This window comes from Hyunsoonleella flava, assembly GCF_004310325.1.
GTDB lineage: Bacteria > Bacteroidota > Bacteroidia > Flavobacteriales > Flavobacteriaceae > Jejuia > Jejuia flava.
Window position 1 is genome coordinate 626044 of the sequence record NZ_SIRT01000001.1, and the last position, 14543, is coordinate 640586.

Annotated in this window: 15 protein-coding genes; 6 read left to right on the forward strand and 9 right to left on the reverse strand. The window is 34.8% G+C overall.

Annotation, left to right across the window (positions count from 1 at the left end):
• Nucleotides 1–2: 2 nt before the first annotated feature.
• Complete coding sequence (locus EYD45_RS02625) at nucleotides 3–539, forward strand: PH domain-containing protein (protein WP_130962785.1); 537 nt, start codon at nucleotides 3–5, stop codon at nucleotides 537–539.
• A gap of 162 nt (nucleotides 540–701) precedes the next feature.
• Here EYD45_RS02625 and EYD45_RS02630 read toward each other — a convergent pair whose 3' ends face one another.
• Nucleotides 702–1850, reverse strand: a complete 1149-nt coding sequence (locus EYD45_RS02630; protein ID WP_130962786.1) for a cysteine desulfurase family protein — start codon at nucleotides 1848–1850, stop codon at nucleotides 702–704.
• Nucleotides 1851–1948: 98 nt separating this feature from the next.
• Here EYD45_RS02630 and EYD45_RS02635 point away from each other — a divergent pair, with 98 nt between their 5' ends.
• Complete coding sequence (locus tag EYD45_RS02635) at nucleotides 1949–2872, forward strand: hypothetical protein (RefSeq protein WP_130962787.1); 924 nt, start codon at nucleotides 1949–1951, stop codon at nucleotides 2870–2872.
• Here EYD45_RS02635 and EYD45_RS02640 read toward each other — a convergent pair.
• A complete protein-coding gene (locus tag EYD45_RS02640; RefSeq protein ID WP_130962788.1) occupies nucleotides 2869–3426 on the reverse strand; it encodes a Smr/MutS family protein in 558 nt (185 codons plus the stop codon). The genes EYD45_RS02635 and EYD45_RS02640 overlap by 4 nt on opposite strands.
• Nucleotides 3427–3432: 6 nt before the next feature.
• Nucleotides 3433–3585: a hypothetical protein gene (locus EYD45_RS02645; RefSeq protein ID WP_233702495.1), complete on the reverse strand. Its 153-nt coding sequence runs from the start codon at nucleotides 3583–3585 to the stop codon at nucleotides 3433–3435.
• A 412-nt stretch (nucleotides 3586–3997) separates the two neighbouring features.
• Here EYD45_RS02645 and EYD45_RS02650 point away from each other — a divergent pair, with 412 nt between their 5' ends.
• From EYD45_RS02650 to EYD45_RS02665, 4 genes are all read left to right on the forward strand, one after another.
• Nucleotides 3998–4852 (forward strand): hypothetical protein, encoded by an 855-nt coding sequence (locus EYD45_RS02650; RefSeq protein ID WP_130962790.1) that lies wholly within the window; start codon nucleotides 3998–4000, stop codon nucleotides 4850–4852.
• A gap of 8 nt (nucleotides 4853–4860) precedes the next feature.
• Nucleotides 4861–5766, forward strand: coding sequence for a T9SS type A sorting domain-containing protein (locus EYD45_RS02655; RefSeq protein ID WP_130962791.1), 906 nt, complete (start codon nucleotides 4861–4863; stop codon nucleotides 5764–5766).
• A gap of 74 nt (nucleotides 5767–5840) precedes the next feature.
• Entirely contained in the window at nucleotides 5841–6134 is a 294-nt protein-coding gene (locus EYD45_RS02660; protein ID WP_130962792.1) for a DUF2752 domain-containing protein, read from the forward strand.
• Between the two features lie 13 nt (nucleotides 6135–6147).
• Entirely contained in the window at nucleotides 6148–6483 is a 336-nt protein-coding gene (locus EYD45_RS02665) for a CCC motif membrane protein (RefSeq protein ID WP_130962793.1), read from the forward strand.
• A gap of 224 nt (nucleotides 6484–6707) precedes the next feature.
• On the opposite strand, the gene EYD45_RS02670 is transcribed toward EYD45_RS02665, so the two are convergent.
• The 6 genes from EYD45_RS02670 to EYD45_RS02695 all read right to left on the reverse strand — a co-directional run bounded on the left by EYD45_RS02670 (nucleotide 6708) and on the right by EYD45_RS02695 (nucleotide 14543).
• On the reverse strand, nucleotides 6708–8000 hold the full coding sequence (locus tag EYD45_RS02670) for an alginate export family protein (protein WP_130962794.1): 1293 nt from the start codon (nucleotides 7998–8000) through the stop codon (nucleotides 6708–6710).
• Between the two features lie 145 nt (nucleotides 8001–8145).
• Complete coding sequence (locus EYD45_RS02675) at nucleotides 8146–8973, reverse strand: ABC transporter ATP-binding protein (RefSeq protein WP_130962795.1); 828 nt, start codon at nucleotides 8971–8973, stop codon at nucleotides 8146–8148.
• 7 nt (nucleotides 8974–8980) lie between these two features.
• On the reverse strand, nucleotides 8981–9829 hold the full coding sequence (locus EYD45_RS02680; RefSeq protein WP_130962796.1) for an ABC transporter ATP-binding protein: 849 nt from the start codon (nucleotides 9827–9829) through the stop codon (nucleotides 8981–8983).
• 252 nt (nucleotides 9830–10081) lie between these two features.
• Nucleotides 10082–11188, reverse strand: coding sequence for an ABC transporter permease (locus tag EYD45_RS02685; RefSeq protein ID WP_130962797.1), 1107 nt, complete (start codon nucleotides 11186–11188; stop codon nucleotides 10082–10084).
• Between the two features lie 135 nt (nucleotides 11189–11323).
• Entirely contained in the window at nucleotides 11324–12715 is a 1392-nt protein-coding gene (locus EYD45_RS02690; protein WP_130962798.1) for a CmpA/NrtA family ABC transporter substrate-binding protein, read from the reverse strand.
• Nucleotides 12716–13292: 577 nt separating this feature from the next.
• Nucleotides 13293–14543: a hypothetical protein gene (locus EYD45_RS02695; RefSeq protein WP_130962799.1), complete on the reverse strand. Its 1251-nt coding sequence runs from the start codon at nucleotides 14541–14543 to the stop codon at nucleotides 13293–13295.

Here is a 14543-nt window from a genome sequence, read left to right on the forward strand (position 1 = left end):
CTATGAAACCCGAAGTAAAAGTAATCCAACAAGCTACATTTAGCAAAAACATAAAAACATATATTGTTTTGGTGGTTTCATTCTTTCTGTTCATTTCAATTATTGGAATCCCGATCCTTATTGTATGGCTCTTAGGTTTGGGGCAGCATATTGGTAAAAAATATTATAACAGTTTAGAGTGCCAACTCACAACTAAACATTTAGAGTTTAAAAAAGGGGTGTTTTTTAGAGTTGAAAAAACGATTCCTTTGGAAAACATTCAAGATTTAACCTTTATTGAGAACCCTATTCTAAAATATCTAGACTTGAGAGTTTTAAAAATTGAAACTGCGGGTAATAGTAATCCCAAGGGAAGCGACATGAAACTTATTGGAATTGTTGATGCTCATGATTTTAAAACAACTGTTTTAGAACAAAGGGAGCTACTTCAAAACAACTCAGGCTCAGTGCAATCTACTAATGATGAAAAAGGTAAAACGGAAGTTTTACTAGAAGATATAAAGGAAATTTTACTTGATATTAGAAAAAATCAAAAATAGCTTAACCATCTCAACACCAAACTTAAACATGAAATATCTGTACTAATAATGCCAAGTAATAAATGCTGAAATTCTTTTAATGAATACTACTATAAAGGCAATAAACAAGATGGTAAATAGTCGATTTAAAGGAAAGAATTCATTGCTCTAAATCAAGTACTTTCATTCGTTGATATAATCTTTCAAAATACCAACCACGTAATCAATTTCATCTTTAGTATTGTAGATACTGAATGAAAAACGAATTGAAGGCTTTTCTAGATCGTCTGCATTTAATAATTCGGATAATACATGAGATTTTTGACTACTTCCACTTTGGCACGCACTACCTTTCGAGCAGGCAATTCCCTTTAAATCCAATTGAAAGAGAAACATTCCTGATTTGTTTGCGGCTATCGGCAAACGCATGTTCACAAGTGTATAGGTGCTTTTTTCTAAATCTCCCGACAGACCGTTGAAGATGACATTGGGAATTTCTTCTTTAACTTTTGAAATAAAATAAGACTTTAAACTTTTAATATATTCAGTCTCAGACTCTAAATTTTCATAAGCCATAGTCATGGCCTTTTCAAGTCCAGCTATGTTATGAACACTTTCAGTACCTGCTCTCAGACCTCGCTCTTGCTCTCCCCCAGAAATCAAAGGGTTTATATGGTTGTTTTTTCTTATATATGCAAAACCAACACCTTTTGGGCCATGTAACTTATGTGCGCTTGCTGCTAAAAAATCTACTTTAATTTTTTGCAAATCCAAATTGTAATGCCCTATAGCTTGTACAGCATCTGTATGAAACAAAGCATTATGGGCTTCACACAAATTTGCTATTTTCTCTATATCCAGAATGTTGCCAATTTCATTATTAACCAACATTAAACTTACTAAGGCCTTAGTATTTATGCCATTTAGAAGTTTCTCAAGTCCTTTGTAATCAATAACTCCCTTTTCATCCATCTCAACAAAAGAAACTTCAATACTGTACTCCTTCTTTAATGCTTCAACAGTATGTAAAACGGCATGGTGTTCAATTTTAGAAGTAATGATATGTTTTACACCAAGGTCTCTCACTGCACATCGCAATGCTAAATTATCAGCTTCGGTACCGCCAGAAGTAAAGATAATTTCACTGGAAGAAACGTTTAAAAGCTTTGCTATTGCTTTTCTTGAATTTTCAATTAAAGATTTAGAAGATCTACCTAAACTATATGAGGATGAGGCATTTCCATAATTGTGTTTTAATACATCCGTCATCGTGGAAATAACTTCTTCCCGCATTTGAGTAGTAGCAGCATTATCAAAATACACCTGTTGCATTCGTTCTAAATTTCTAACAAAAATAGGTCAAATAAAATTATTAATAATTAGAGACGTTATATATACAATTCTATTATTTTTGCTTAAAATTTAATTCTATGAGACGTCTATCATCACTGCTTTTATCATATGGCTTTCTAGTTATTTTTTCATGTAGCGACGGTGATGTTATTGATTTTGAATTTGATTTCGATGATACGTTTGTTGCTTGTGGTGAAGTAGACCTCTTGCTCTATAAAACTAAAGAAGACCCTTCGGAAACTGTTTCGGTATTAATTTCTAGCTATACGCTAGATGACATATTTGAAGAAGACCCAGATAATGATTCTCTGGTAATACCTAAGCCTAATGTGCGCTTCACTTACAGAACCTATGACAGACCTGATTTACCAAAGGATTTATTTTGCTCTAGTGTTCCTCCAGAGGGTTTGAATATTGTAGTTGATCAAAATGATGCGACTGCAGTAGCCACTATCATTAGGACTTTTACCGAAGACGACAATGATGGTATCCCTGCAGAACTAGAAAACCAAGACCCAAATGGAGATGGAGATTTTTCGGATGCGCAAGATACTGACAACGATGGTATCCCTGATTATTTAGATCAAGATGACGATGGCGATAATGTACTTACAGCAAACGAGAACCCAGATCCCGATGGCAATGGAGATCTCTCTGATGCTCAGGATACCGATGGCAATGGCACTCCAGATTATCTTGATAGTGACGATGACGGCGATGGCGTATTAACCAGAGATGAAGAAACGGATACCCAAGACCAAAACCCATTAAACGATATCACAAATAGCGATATTGGCGCAGATTATCTAAACCCTAGTGTCACTACCTCTACGCCTGCTATGGCCTACAAAGAGCATAGTATCTCAAGAACATTTGTTGTGAGACTTGTAGTCTCTGATATTAGAATTGATTTTTTATCTCAGGATGAATTTGACTTTGGAATTTTAACAGGAGAAAGCAAGCTATCTGGAAGTACAGAAATCACCCCTGACTTTCCTTAATTCACACTTTGGTAAATATAAACTTCGGTAGCACCAAATCCATATTTCTGGAAATTGGCATCATAATACTTGATATTGTCATAGCGCCTAAATAAAGTTTCCAATTCTTGTTTTAAAACACCCTCTCCTACACCATGTATAAAAACAATGCGTTGGATACGTTTGCCAATGGCAAATTCCAATTGACGTTTTGCTGTCTGCAATTGTAGGTCTAACATTTCAAAATTTGTCATACCGCGAGACGATTTTACCAAGTGATGGATGTGCAGATCTACCTCCATAGCTGGTTGGGATCGCTCTTTTGGTTTTATGCGCTTAGAAGATTTTCTTTTAACAGCTTCCTTTTCTGCGATTATATCGTTAATGTTAGATGTGTTGAGCGTATTTTCGATCATAGCATCAGCACTGTGTATCAACACTAATTCACTTTCAGCAAAACTTAATAAAAAACCATCTTCAGTTTCTAATGTTACTTCGTTACCTTTTATTGTTTTTACAATACCAGAGAGGTCATCGTCTAAAACTAAAACTCTGTCTCCAACCTTAATAGCCATTACAGTTTAATTGTCTTCTTCTTGTTCATTATCTCTTCTACTTGGAATAGTCCTAGCTATTCTATAAACACCTATCATCAAAACAACTATACCAGCAATCAAAATATACTGATTCTGCTCCTCGCCGGCTTTGGCATACATAGCAATGATAGCACCCAATAAGATTAAAATGTAATTAAGGTATTTCATAAGAGGATAGAACTGCTTTAGTAAAGTAACACAAATTTACATGAAAATTGTGACATCGTTTTGATAATAGGGTCTAATTATTAAAAGACAGGATATCGACAAAATGCATATAAACCTGTTAAACTGATATTTTTTTGTATATTCGCTTGTAAAAGCCCCTAATATTAATGAATTTTCTTACTTCGATATTGAGAACATTTGGTTTAGCACGCTTCAACTCTACCTTCAAGAGCTTAGTTACATTGTGCTTTGTTTGGTTTGGTTTGAGCATTTCTTTTAGTCAGGATTTGTATGTTGACGATAACTCATATCTCTATGCTAGGGACGTTGTGCTTTTTGTAAATGATGTATTAGACTGGAAACCACCACATCTAATATTTATATGAGAAGCGATGCACAACTGCTTCAAAATACAGATACTAAAAACTCCGATGCTGGAGTACTATCAATTTATCAAAATCAAACAACAGGAATTTACGATTATAATTTTTGGTGCTCGCCTGTTGGCGTAAGCATTGACGGTACTCTAAATGCAAATGTTGATTTTGATGGTACCAATATTCATGATCCAGCGGATCACACCGATCTGACGAATGTAACATCAGTTCCGTATGGTTTTATTGGTAATTCATATAATGGTACCGCAACTCAGTTAGCAACGTACTGGATTTTTACATTGATATCTGGTGGCGGATACGCTGATTGGTCACAAGAATTAAATACAGGCAACATACCGTCGGGTTATGGATTCACCCTTAAAGGTAGTCCAAACGTAAATAATGTCTTAGATTTAAGAGGTAGACCAAATACAGGAGACATCTCAATTGATTGCACCTTTACAGGTGTTGATTCCGATCCACTTTCTGGACCAACAACTCAAGTAGAAACACTTACAGGCAACCCTTACCCATCAGCTTTGGATTTAAAGTTGTTTTTAACTGATGGCAATGGCTCAACGTCACCTACAGGAACTAATAACAGAAATATCCTGAATGGAGAAGCTTTCTTTTGGGAGCAAATTCCCGTAGGATCACATAATCTAGCAGATTATCAAGGTGGATATAGTGTGTACACACCAGGTGACCCTACAAATCTGGCAGACAATGGTTCTTATGCGACTGCTCCATTTGAAAATTATAACTTGGATGGTAGTGTAAATGGCCCCACTGCCGGAAACACTCAAGATTTTACTACCAATATGCAAGACGATATGCCGCTGTTGGACAAGGTTTTATAGTAAGCAGTTTGGATAATGGAGGCTTGCCAGGTGGTGGAACAGCTGTGTTTAATAATGCTATGCGATTATATTTAGCAGAGGATTCTACTACAGGGGGAAATGGCTCTGTTTTTGCCAAAAATAAATCAAAAGGAAAAAGCGAAGAACATAAAAAACCTGAGGTAATTGCGATGTCTCATAATGGTATTGATTACCAGGAGATTATTAATAACCCATTGATAATTCCTGAAATAAGGGTGCATACGAAAATAGATAACACCTTTTATAGAGAAAGTGTTATTGCATTTAGAGATGGCACTCCAAACAATGATACTTACAATAGATTTTTTGATGGAAGAAATTATGAAGAAGGCTTAACTAGAGATGCCTATTTATTGTCTGAAGACAAGGAACTCGTTATTAAATCAATCAATTACACTGACGACACAACCATCCCTATCGGATTAAAAACAAACAAGGACGATACGACTTTTGACATCTCAGTATATAGTCTTAAAGCCATTCCTGAAAGCGTCACTATTTATGTACATGATAAATTGAATGACACATACACAGATATACGAAATAATATGTTTAGTATTGTTTTGAAAGAAGGCCTCTATAACGACAGATTTGAAATTGCATTCAGCAAACAGAATACGTTGAACATAGAAACAGTAGCTGCATCAGATTTTAAAATATTTGAAAACAAAAGACGTAACCACTTAGAAATCATTAATCCAAAACGTCTAGAAATAGACCATATTTTTCTTTATGATGTTTCTGGTAAGTTAGTTTTTGAGCAACCGATGTTTTCTAACAAACGGAAGCATACAGTATCCACAAAATCTTTAAGTTCTGGTATTTATGTGGTGTCTCTAAAATTATCAGACAATCAAACACTTAACAAAAAGGTTGTTATTTCTGGTAAATAAAATTACCATTTCTTAAAATCCTTACGTGTTTAATTCTTTTCATTTTCATTATATTTAGCACAAATAAGCCGTTTATGCTATTAATAAGTGAACTGGAAAAATACATGCTTCCCTGCCTAAACAAGAAGTTTTTGGGTGTGGAATGTATGGGTTGTGGCTTACAACGTAGCTTTTCGTTATTAATTCAAGGTGAATTTATCGCAGCTTTTAAAATGTATCCTGCTATTTACACGTTAGTATTGCTATTTGTAGTAGTAGGCATCAATGCTGTTAAACCTTTTAAATCGTCAAATAGAATAATTATAGTATTGGCAATATTAAATGTTGCTATCATAGTAGGAAGCTATGCTTTTAAAATTTTAATTTAACACATCTAAAATTATGGAACAACAAAAATTACCAAATGCAACCATCGCTTTAATCCTTAGTATAGTATCTTTTATAGCTTGCTGCTGTAGTATGGGTATCGGAGGTTTACTATTTTCAGGTATAGCCTTGTTTTTAGTAAATAAAGACACAAAGTTATACCAAGAGAATCCTGAATTGTATAGTAATTTCAGTCAGTTGAAAACTGCAAAGACTATTGCTATAATTGGTTTGGTTTTAGGCGTAATTGCTTTTGCATTGTCTATTTTCCAAATTATTTCTGCTGGAGGCTGGGAAGCTTATATGGAGCAACAACAAGAAGCTATGGAGCAATTAGGTTTGGGCAGTTAATAAACCAACTTTCATATAAACAGAAAAGCCTTGAAGAAAAATTTCAAGGCTTTTTTTTGAGCAAAATGCTCTTTTTACATCTTTCGGAATTCACTAAAAGGAGCTCATTTTTATTATTAAACAAAAAGTCCCGCACTAAGCGGGACTTCATAAATTGGAATATCAAACTAATTAACACTTTATATTATGAAAATTATTTCCAATTTAAATAAACACTAAAAGTCTTATTTCGCTGTATTTAAAAATTTTGGCTTAATAATTAACATCGCCCATGCCCAGTTTTGAGTGTCTTTTGCAGCACTTTCGGCAACGCCTTTTAATTCATACATACCGTCGGCAGCGAATAAATGGGAATATCCAATTTTTAAAGCATAACCTTTAAATTTCTTGGAATATACCATGTCAATCTCAGTACCTAAAGATTTTTCACCACTTGGTAATTCTTGATCTCCACTAAAGTTTAGCACCTTTGCCATTAAGCTAGAGGTATCGCTCAACTTAAAGTTTGCACTAACATGAACATCAAATAAACCAATGGTATTGATATGGTTACCTACGTAGAAATAATCCATAAAACCGTTGAATTTATGATTGGTTCCAAATGTTGGAATAAATGCTTCCGTTTTATCAGTAGTACTTGCATCATCACCACTTATTAATTCAACACCAGCTCCTAATGTTACTTTGTCTGAGGTTTTATAGGTTAAATCCAGTCCTAATAAGTAAGCGCCTCCTACATCCGTGCTACCATTAAAGAATTCTCCAGTTTGAATAAAAGCATTTGCCGCAGCTCCAAAAGCTCCTTTTTTGTATGTTAAGTGTGTACCAGCCGTAAAAAGACTATTTACCCCATCAGGATCGCTATTAGTATCAAAAGCTTGGTGCCCATAGTTTACTAATAACAAACTTGCTGCAAAACCATCCCAAGCTTTTTTTGCATATAAATGCTGCATCGTTTTGTATTGAAACGGATTGTTATTAGGATAGCCCGTACCAACATTTTGGAAACCAAAAAGAGGGCCTCCGTTATTATCAAGATCTTGATTGAAGGCAAAACCTAAATCTAGAATAAAATCACCTTTGTATTGAATCATAGCTAAGTCATGATTCCTACCTTGCTGTGCCCAATCTAAACCACCAAAGAAACGTTGGTCATCATAAGACAAAACTTGACGCCCAATTTTAGCAGACCAGTTTCCGCCTAATTTCAGGTCTGCCCACGCTTCAAAAATTGCGAACGAATTGTTAGCATCAACAGGAATAATTTGTGGGTTCTCACCCCAAACTAATAAATCTTGAATACTCAAGTACACTTTAAATGCTTCGGTTTGGTATCCAGCATTTAAACGCGCTCTGGTATTAATAGCAAAACCTGCATCAGCTCCATCTGGAATTAAGGTTTGAAATCCATTACGGTATTCTGCTCTTGGTCTAAATTGACCATCTAATGTAAACTGCGCTTGTGCTAATTGAACTATCAATGCCATCAAGCCTATTAATACATATTGTTTTCTCATTGTTACTCGTTTTTAAGTTTAATTTTTTGTTTGAGTTTTTTTAATTAATTATTTTGATTTTAGGTTGTATTTACCCTGAACTCCCAAAAATCTCATGTTTTGGTAAGCAACTTTTGTACAATAAAATACTTGTGAATTTTGCGTCTTAGTGCTCTAAGAAATCTATCAAATGTTTTCTGTATTTATAATAATCGTCATGTTCCAATACAGCTTTACGTGTTCTTGGTCTTTCAAAATCAATATCCAGAACATCACCAATTTTTGCACGCGGTCCGCTAGTCATCATCACAACACGATCTGCTAAAAATATCGCTTCATCCACATCGTGGGTAATCATTACCGCTGTAATTTTTTCTTTGTTCCAAATGTCAATTAAAGTATCCTGTAATTCACCACGGGTTAACGAATCTAGCATACCAAATGGTTCATCCAGTAATAATACTTTAGGTTTTATAGCAAAGGCTCTAGCAATACCAACACGCTGTTGCATCCCTTGCGATAAGTCTGATGCACGCTTATTAAAAGCATCTTCTAAACCTACTTTCTGTAAATAATACTTTGCAATGTCGTTACGTTGCGCTTTTGTAGCGTGTGGAAATACTTGATTTACACCTAGCATCACATTCTGTAAAGCCGTCATCCAAGGCATTAAACTAGGCGCTTGAAAAATAACACCTCTATCTGGACCTGGGCCTTTAATATGCTTACCTAATACGGATATGTTTCCTTCAGAAATTGGATTCAATCCTGCAATCATAGACAACATAGTTGTTTTACCACATCCAGAATGCCCAATAATGGTAACAAATTCTTCTTTTTTTATTTGAAGATTTAAATGCTCTAACACCACATAATCACCTTTTGGTGTTGGATACACTTTTTTCAAATCTTTTAAATCTAGCATCACATCTTTAGAAGGAAATCCAGAAGTTTTAGTAATAATAGTGTCTTTATTTTCAATTATTGTGCTCATGATGTGCTTATCTAAATTGGTTAACAAAATCTTTTGGTGCTAAATCAGGAAGCAAAAACGCTTCAGAAACTTGAGATTTACGCTCTTCCCCAATATCCATTAAATACTCAATAATCGCATTTCTTGTTTTCTTATAATTAGGGTTGTCGTTCATTGCTGTCTTATCACGTGGGCGCTCAATATCAATCTTAAACTCAGGCCCTAAAGTTGCATTTGGTCCTGGACGAAGCGGTATAATACGGTCTGCCATATAAATACCTTCATCCACATCGTTAGTAATCAACAACGCTGTACGCTTATCTTTACCCCAAATATTTAATATCTGGTCTTGCAGCGTTCCTCTGGTTAAAGCATCCAAGGCCCCTAAAGGTTCATCCATAATAATCATATCAGGTTTCATAGATAGTGCTCTAGCCACCGCCACACGTTGTCGCATCCCACCAGATAATTCCTTAGGTAGTTTATTTATAGCAGGCGTTAAACCAACCATATCAATATAGTATGCCGCTTTACGCTTATATACCGCTTTTTCGCGTTTTGGGAACGCCTCTTTCACCGCCATTAACACATTCTGTTCAACTGTTAACCAAGGTAGCAACGAGTAATTCTGAAAAATAACACCTCGCTCATGGCTTGTACCTTCAACAGGTTTCCCTTTAAACAACACCTCGCCTTTCGTTGGCTCAAGCAATCCATTTATTAAGTTTACCAAGGTAGTTTTTCCACTTCCCGTAAACCCCACAATCGCTACAAACTCGCCCTCCTCTATCGATAAATTAATATTAGATAGCACCTCGGTAGCGTTCTCATCCGTTCCGTAGGTTTTGTAAACATTATTTAATTCTAAGTATGCCATTTTTAATAGTGTTTAATCGTTAATTCGTTGATACGTTTAACCGATTATACGATTAAACATTTAAACAATTCAACATTTTTAGGGCGTTACCACAAGGGTCGGGCTTTCACTAGTCGCTCTCTGCGAGGAGCTCCAACATGCCGTTCAATCCCTAACGCGGGTTTATCCGCCAACTTTATTTTTCAATTCCAAGTCAAAGTATATCCGCAAACGAGCTAAACTTCGGTCTTCGGTCATCAGTCATCCATCATATTATATCGCATCAGTCTTCTCAAAAGACACCCAGTTTTGTATCGATAACATCAAGCGATCTAATAAGAAACCAATAATACCAATAACAAACATGGCTACTATAATTTTGGCGTTGGAGTCGTTTGCACCATTTTGGAATTCTTCCCAAACAAACAATCCTAAACCAGGACTTTGTGCTAAAAGCTCAATAGCAATTAATACCATCCACGCTACAGATAAGGTAATTTTTAAACCTGTAAAAATTAATGGTAAAGACGATGGTAATATTATTTTAAAAACCTTTTGGAAATTCCCTAATTTTAAAACCTTAGCAACGTTGATGTAATCTTTATCTACAGATGAAACTCCCATAGACGTGTTTACCAATGTGGCCCACATAGAACATAAACCAACTGCTATAAACGAAATACTAAACGAGCTATCCTCACTAGAATCAATCAATAATGTTTTTACAATCATAAACACTAATAAGTACCAAACTACTGGCGATACAGGTTTAAAAATTTGAATAAACCAATTAAACGCACTTTTTAAAGTTGGACTCAACCCTATAAAAATACCAAGAGGCACAGCAATAAGTAACGCTAAAAAGAACCCTGCAAAAACGGTTTTTAAACTTCTAAAGATTTGATCTACGAATGATGGGCGTCCCGTATACACAATAGGATCTTTACCTTCAGCAACACGTTTTTCATTTAAGGCTGCAGTTTTTTCTTTAAAAGCAGCTTTATCTGCACTAATTAAGGCGTGGTCGTTAAGTAACGATTGAAACGATGTCCAAACTTGTGAAGGTGACGGCAAGGTGTTAGGCTGACAACTCGTATCGCCACTAGCAATACAAGCAGCCATGTCGTCTGCTGCAGCTTGCCCCTGTTCGTTTAGTGCTTTCTCAATTCTAAATTCAGCTTCAACATTGTAAAGCGCCTTTGCGCCTAAATGCCATAATCCTAAAAATAATAGAACGGAAGCAACAGGTACAATGACTTTACGTAAAAAGGCTTTGTAATCTTCCTTTTCTAGCTTCCCCGTGAATAGATCTTTAAATGTACTTAAAAAGCCTAATCCCATAAATTTGGTTACTTTTCCTAATGTTACACTTTGCTTCATGATTCTTTTATTTAGATAGTGTTTAGTGTTTGTGTATTGTCATTTCGACAGAACGAGGAACGAGTGACGAGAAATCTCAAAAGTAATGATGAGATTCCTCCTCATACTTCGCTCGGAATGACAAATGTTATCTTATTACTGTACAGCCTTGTCTTTATTACCAATTTCAAAACTGTTGATGTATCCAATAGGATCTTTAGCATCATACGTTGTACCGTCTATAAAATCTCCAGTAGCTGGTTTGTACCCATCAGTTGTTGGAATATCACTAGCAGGAATATTACCTTCTTCTACTAGAAGTTTAGCAGCTTTAGTCCAAATATCTGGTCTGTAAATATCTTTTATAGTTGATGCGTACCAATCTGCAGGCTTAGCTTCAGGAATTTGTCCCCAACGTCTCATTTGCGTTAAAAACCATATACCATCAGAATAGAATGGGTATGTTGCATTGTACTTGTAGAATACATTAAAGTCTGGCATCTCACGCTTATCGCCTTTTTCAAATTCAAAAGTACCTGTCATTGAGTTTGCTAATACCGCTTCGTCTGCACCTACGTATTGACTCATAGATAATATTTTTACAGCCTCTGCTCTATTTCCTGGTTCGTCTAGCCACTTCCCTGCTCTAATTAACGCTTTAGTTACAGCAATTGCAGTGTTAGGGTTTTCATCCACAAATTTCTTAGTCATTACAAATACTTTTTCTGGATTATTTTTCCAAATATCATAGTTGGTAGTAACTGGTACACCTATACCTTTAAATACCGCTTGTTGATTCCATGGCTCTCCTACACAGTACCCATAAATAGTACCTGCTTCTAGCGTTGCAGGCATTTGTGGCGGAGGTGTAACAGATAGTAAAACCTCAGCATCAATTTGTCCTTGTACGTTATCAGCAGTATACATACCTGGGTGGATACCCGCTGCTGCTAACCAATATCTTATTTCGTAGTTATGCGTAGAAACTGGGAATACCATACCCATTTTAAATGCCTTACCACTGTTTTTGTATTCAGTAATTACAGGTTTAAGTGCATCTGCTTTTATAGGGTGTATTGGTTTACCATCTGCATCTTTAGGTACGTTTGGCTTCATTTTAGACCAAACATCGTTAGATACTGTAATACCATTACCATTTAAATCCATAGAGAATGGCGTAACTAATTCTGCTTGACGACCAAAACCTGCGCCTGCAGCAATTGGCTGACCTGCCAACATGTGAGAACCGTCTAATTGACCATCAATAACACGATCTAATACGTTTTTCCAATTAGATTGTGCTTCAACAGAAACAAATAAGCCTTCATCTTCGAAGAACCCTTTTTCTTTAGCAATAGCTAAAGGTGCCATATCTGTTAATTTGATAAACCCAAAGGTTAATTGTGGTTTTTCAATTTCTAATGTTTTTGTTGTACTTGCTGGAGTAGCTTCAGCTACAACAGTTTCCTTTTTCTTTTCGCCACCACAAGCAAATAGTAACACTGCTAAGGGTAAAATCCAAGAGGTACGTTTTAATAGAGATTTCATATTTATAGTTTTTAACTGTTTTCTAAGTATTTATACTTAATTTTTAAGCAAATATATAAGTACATTTAGATATACCCCATGTTAAACCCCATAAACACACCTCTTTTTATCCATAAAACAACCTGCTAAAACACAGATTCTAATTACAACTAACTCATTACCAATAATTTTAAATGATTTTTTACACAGGTAGATTTACGTAAACTACTACGTATAAACATGCTAATGTTAATAACATTTTACGTATGTTTTACTTAGAATGGGAAAGGTTGAACAGAAAATTGTGGATTTTTGTGATTGATACTACGTAGTTTTGCTATTTAAATGAACGTTTTATCTTTTGCTAAATATATCTGTAGGCCTTCTTGTTGAACATTTGGAATATAAGAAACTCGAAATGCTGATTTTGCATAAAATTGGAAGAGTGATGTGACAGGACAACAAAAATTAAATAGGTTGTCTAAACTAAATTGTACATTTTCTGAAATTTAAAGTAAGTAATACAATATTGGTGAAAACCTTAAACTTTGTAATAAAAATTCTGAAATAAGTTATTAGTAACATATTTTGTGCTAAATTAAAACTCCGGCAGTCCATCAATACTTGCTATTAATCCTTTAGGAATTGATTTAGTAGTTGATTTTTTAATTTTTTTTAGAAATCTGTCAAATGAATTTCTCATATCCGTAAAAAACTTCATTAAATATATGGCCTTTATATGTTCTGTTTGTTTTTGAAACCATTCATCATCTATGAAGGTTTCTTTAAATGTCCGATTTAAAACCTTACAATCTTTATAAGGGAACCGTTTAAATAGTTCATTTATAAGAGCTTCATCGCGGTCCTTATTAGCCAGTATTAACCCTCCAGATGGAGGATATATAAACAATTGCCTATATCTAGGAGGCCCTCCACCTGAATCGCCGTATTCAATTGTAGTGTCTGTTATCAATATTCGTTCCTTTTTAACATCATATAAATTTAATGGTAAAACAATTGACCAAATCATAGCTGATAGTTTTAAATCTAATTGTAACGATTCAAATTTATTATTAAGTTCTAATATATTATTGTAGACTTTTAACCATTCCTTGATTTCTAATCTTAGGTTAATTTTAGGTTTGTAAAAAACTAAATTTGACTCCTTATCTTTTATTTCTGGATCAAAAAAAGCAGCTGGTATATAGACTTTTCCATTTTTGATAATTTTTACATATCGTTTGATATCATTCACTGCATTACCACATATTTCTTTATAGTATTCAGAGATTTTTTTCATAATCTCTGTTGCCTCATAAATTCCTGGTTCGTGATTTGCACTTACGAAACTGGAATAATTCTTTATGTGGTTTAGAGAATGCTTACCAAGATCATTAGCAATATTTGTCAAAGCAGTAGAAGTTCTTTTACCAAGAAATTCTTCTATTGTTTTATCCCAACTTACCTCAAGACCGCTTTTTAGGGGCACCCTTGACACATGGGATAAAGGCGGCAACAATGGCCTTGTTTTGGGTGCTTTTGAAGCAAATTCAAGTTTAATTTTCTCTGTCCAAACTGTAGTCCTGAGCAATGCCGAAACCCCTTTCTTTAAAACCTGTCCAAATAAATTATTGATAATTAATGTTGAAATGAAATCAGTCCAAAAACCACCACTTTTTTTAGAATTAATTAGGCTAGCATACCTTGCATCGTGAACTTTATCTTTTGTTGCCAAAACCTTTAAAATTGCCCAAACTGGTTCTAAACTTAATTTTCCTTTCAAAACTTGAAATTGATTTATACAATTTTCAAGAGTATCAATTAACTCTTCATTGTTATTCTCACTCAA

Coding starts and splice junctions, on each gene's coding strand:
- EYD45_RS02625 (WP_130962785.1), top strand. CDS start 3: ATGAAACCCGAAGTAAAAGTAATCCAACAAGCTACATTTAGCAAAAAC.
- EYD45_RS02630 (WP_130962786.1), bottom strand. CDS start 1,850: ATGCAACAGGTGTATTTTGATAATGCTGCTACTACTCAAATGCGGGAA.
- EYD45_RS02635 (WP_130962787.1), top strand. CDS start 1,949: ATGAGACGTCTATCATCACTGCTTTTATCATATGGCTTTCTAGTTATT.
- EYD45_RS02640 (WP_130962788.1), bottom strand. CDS start 3,426: ATGGCTATTAAGGTTGGAGACAGAGTTTTAGTTTTAGACGATGACCTC.
- EYD45_RS02650 (WP_130962790.1), top strand. CDS start 3,998: ATGAGAAGCGATGCACAACTGCTTCAAAATACAGATACTAAAAACTCC.
- EYD45_RS02660 (WP_130962792.1), top strand. CDS start 5,841: ATGCTATTAATAAGTGAACTGGAAAAATACATGCTTCCCTGCCTAAAC.
- EYD45_RS02665 (WP_130962793.1), top strand. CDS start 6,148: ATGGAACAACAAAAATTACCAAATGCAACCATCGCTTTAATCCTTAGT.
- EYD45_RS02670 (WP_130962794.1), bottom strand. CDS start 8,000: ATGAGAAAACAATATGTATTAATAGGCTTGATGGCATTGATAGTTCAA.
- EYD45_RS02675 (WP_130962795.1), bottom strand. CDS start 8,973: ATGAGCACAATAATTGAAAATAAAGACACTATTATTACTAAAACTTCT.
- EYD45_RS02680 (WP_130962796.1), bottom strand. CDS start 9,829: ATGGCATACTTAGAATTAAATAATGTTTACAAAACCTACGGAACGGAT.
- EYD45_RS02685 (WP_130962797.1), bottom strand. CDS start 11,188: ATGAAGCAAAGTGTAACATTAGGAAAAGTAACCAAATTTATGGGATTA.
- EYD45_RS02690 (WP_130962798.1), bottom strand. CDS start 12,715: ATGAAATCTCTATTAAAACGTACCTCTTGGATTTTACCCTTAGCAGTG.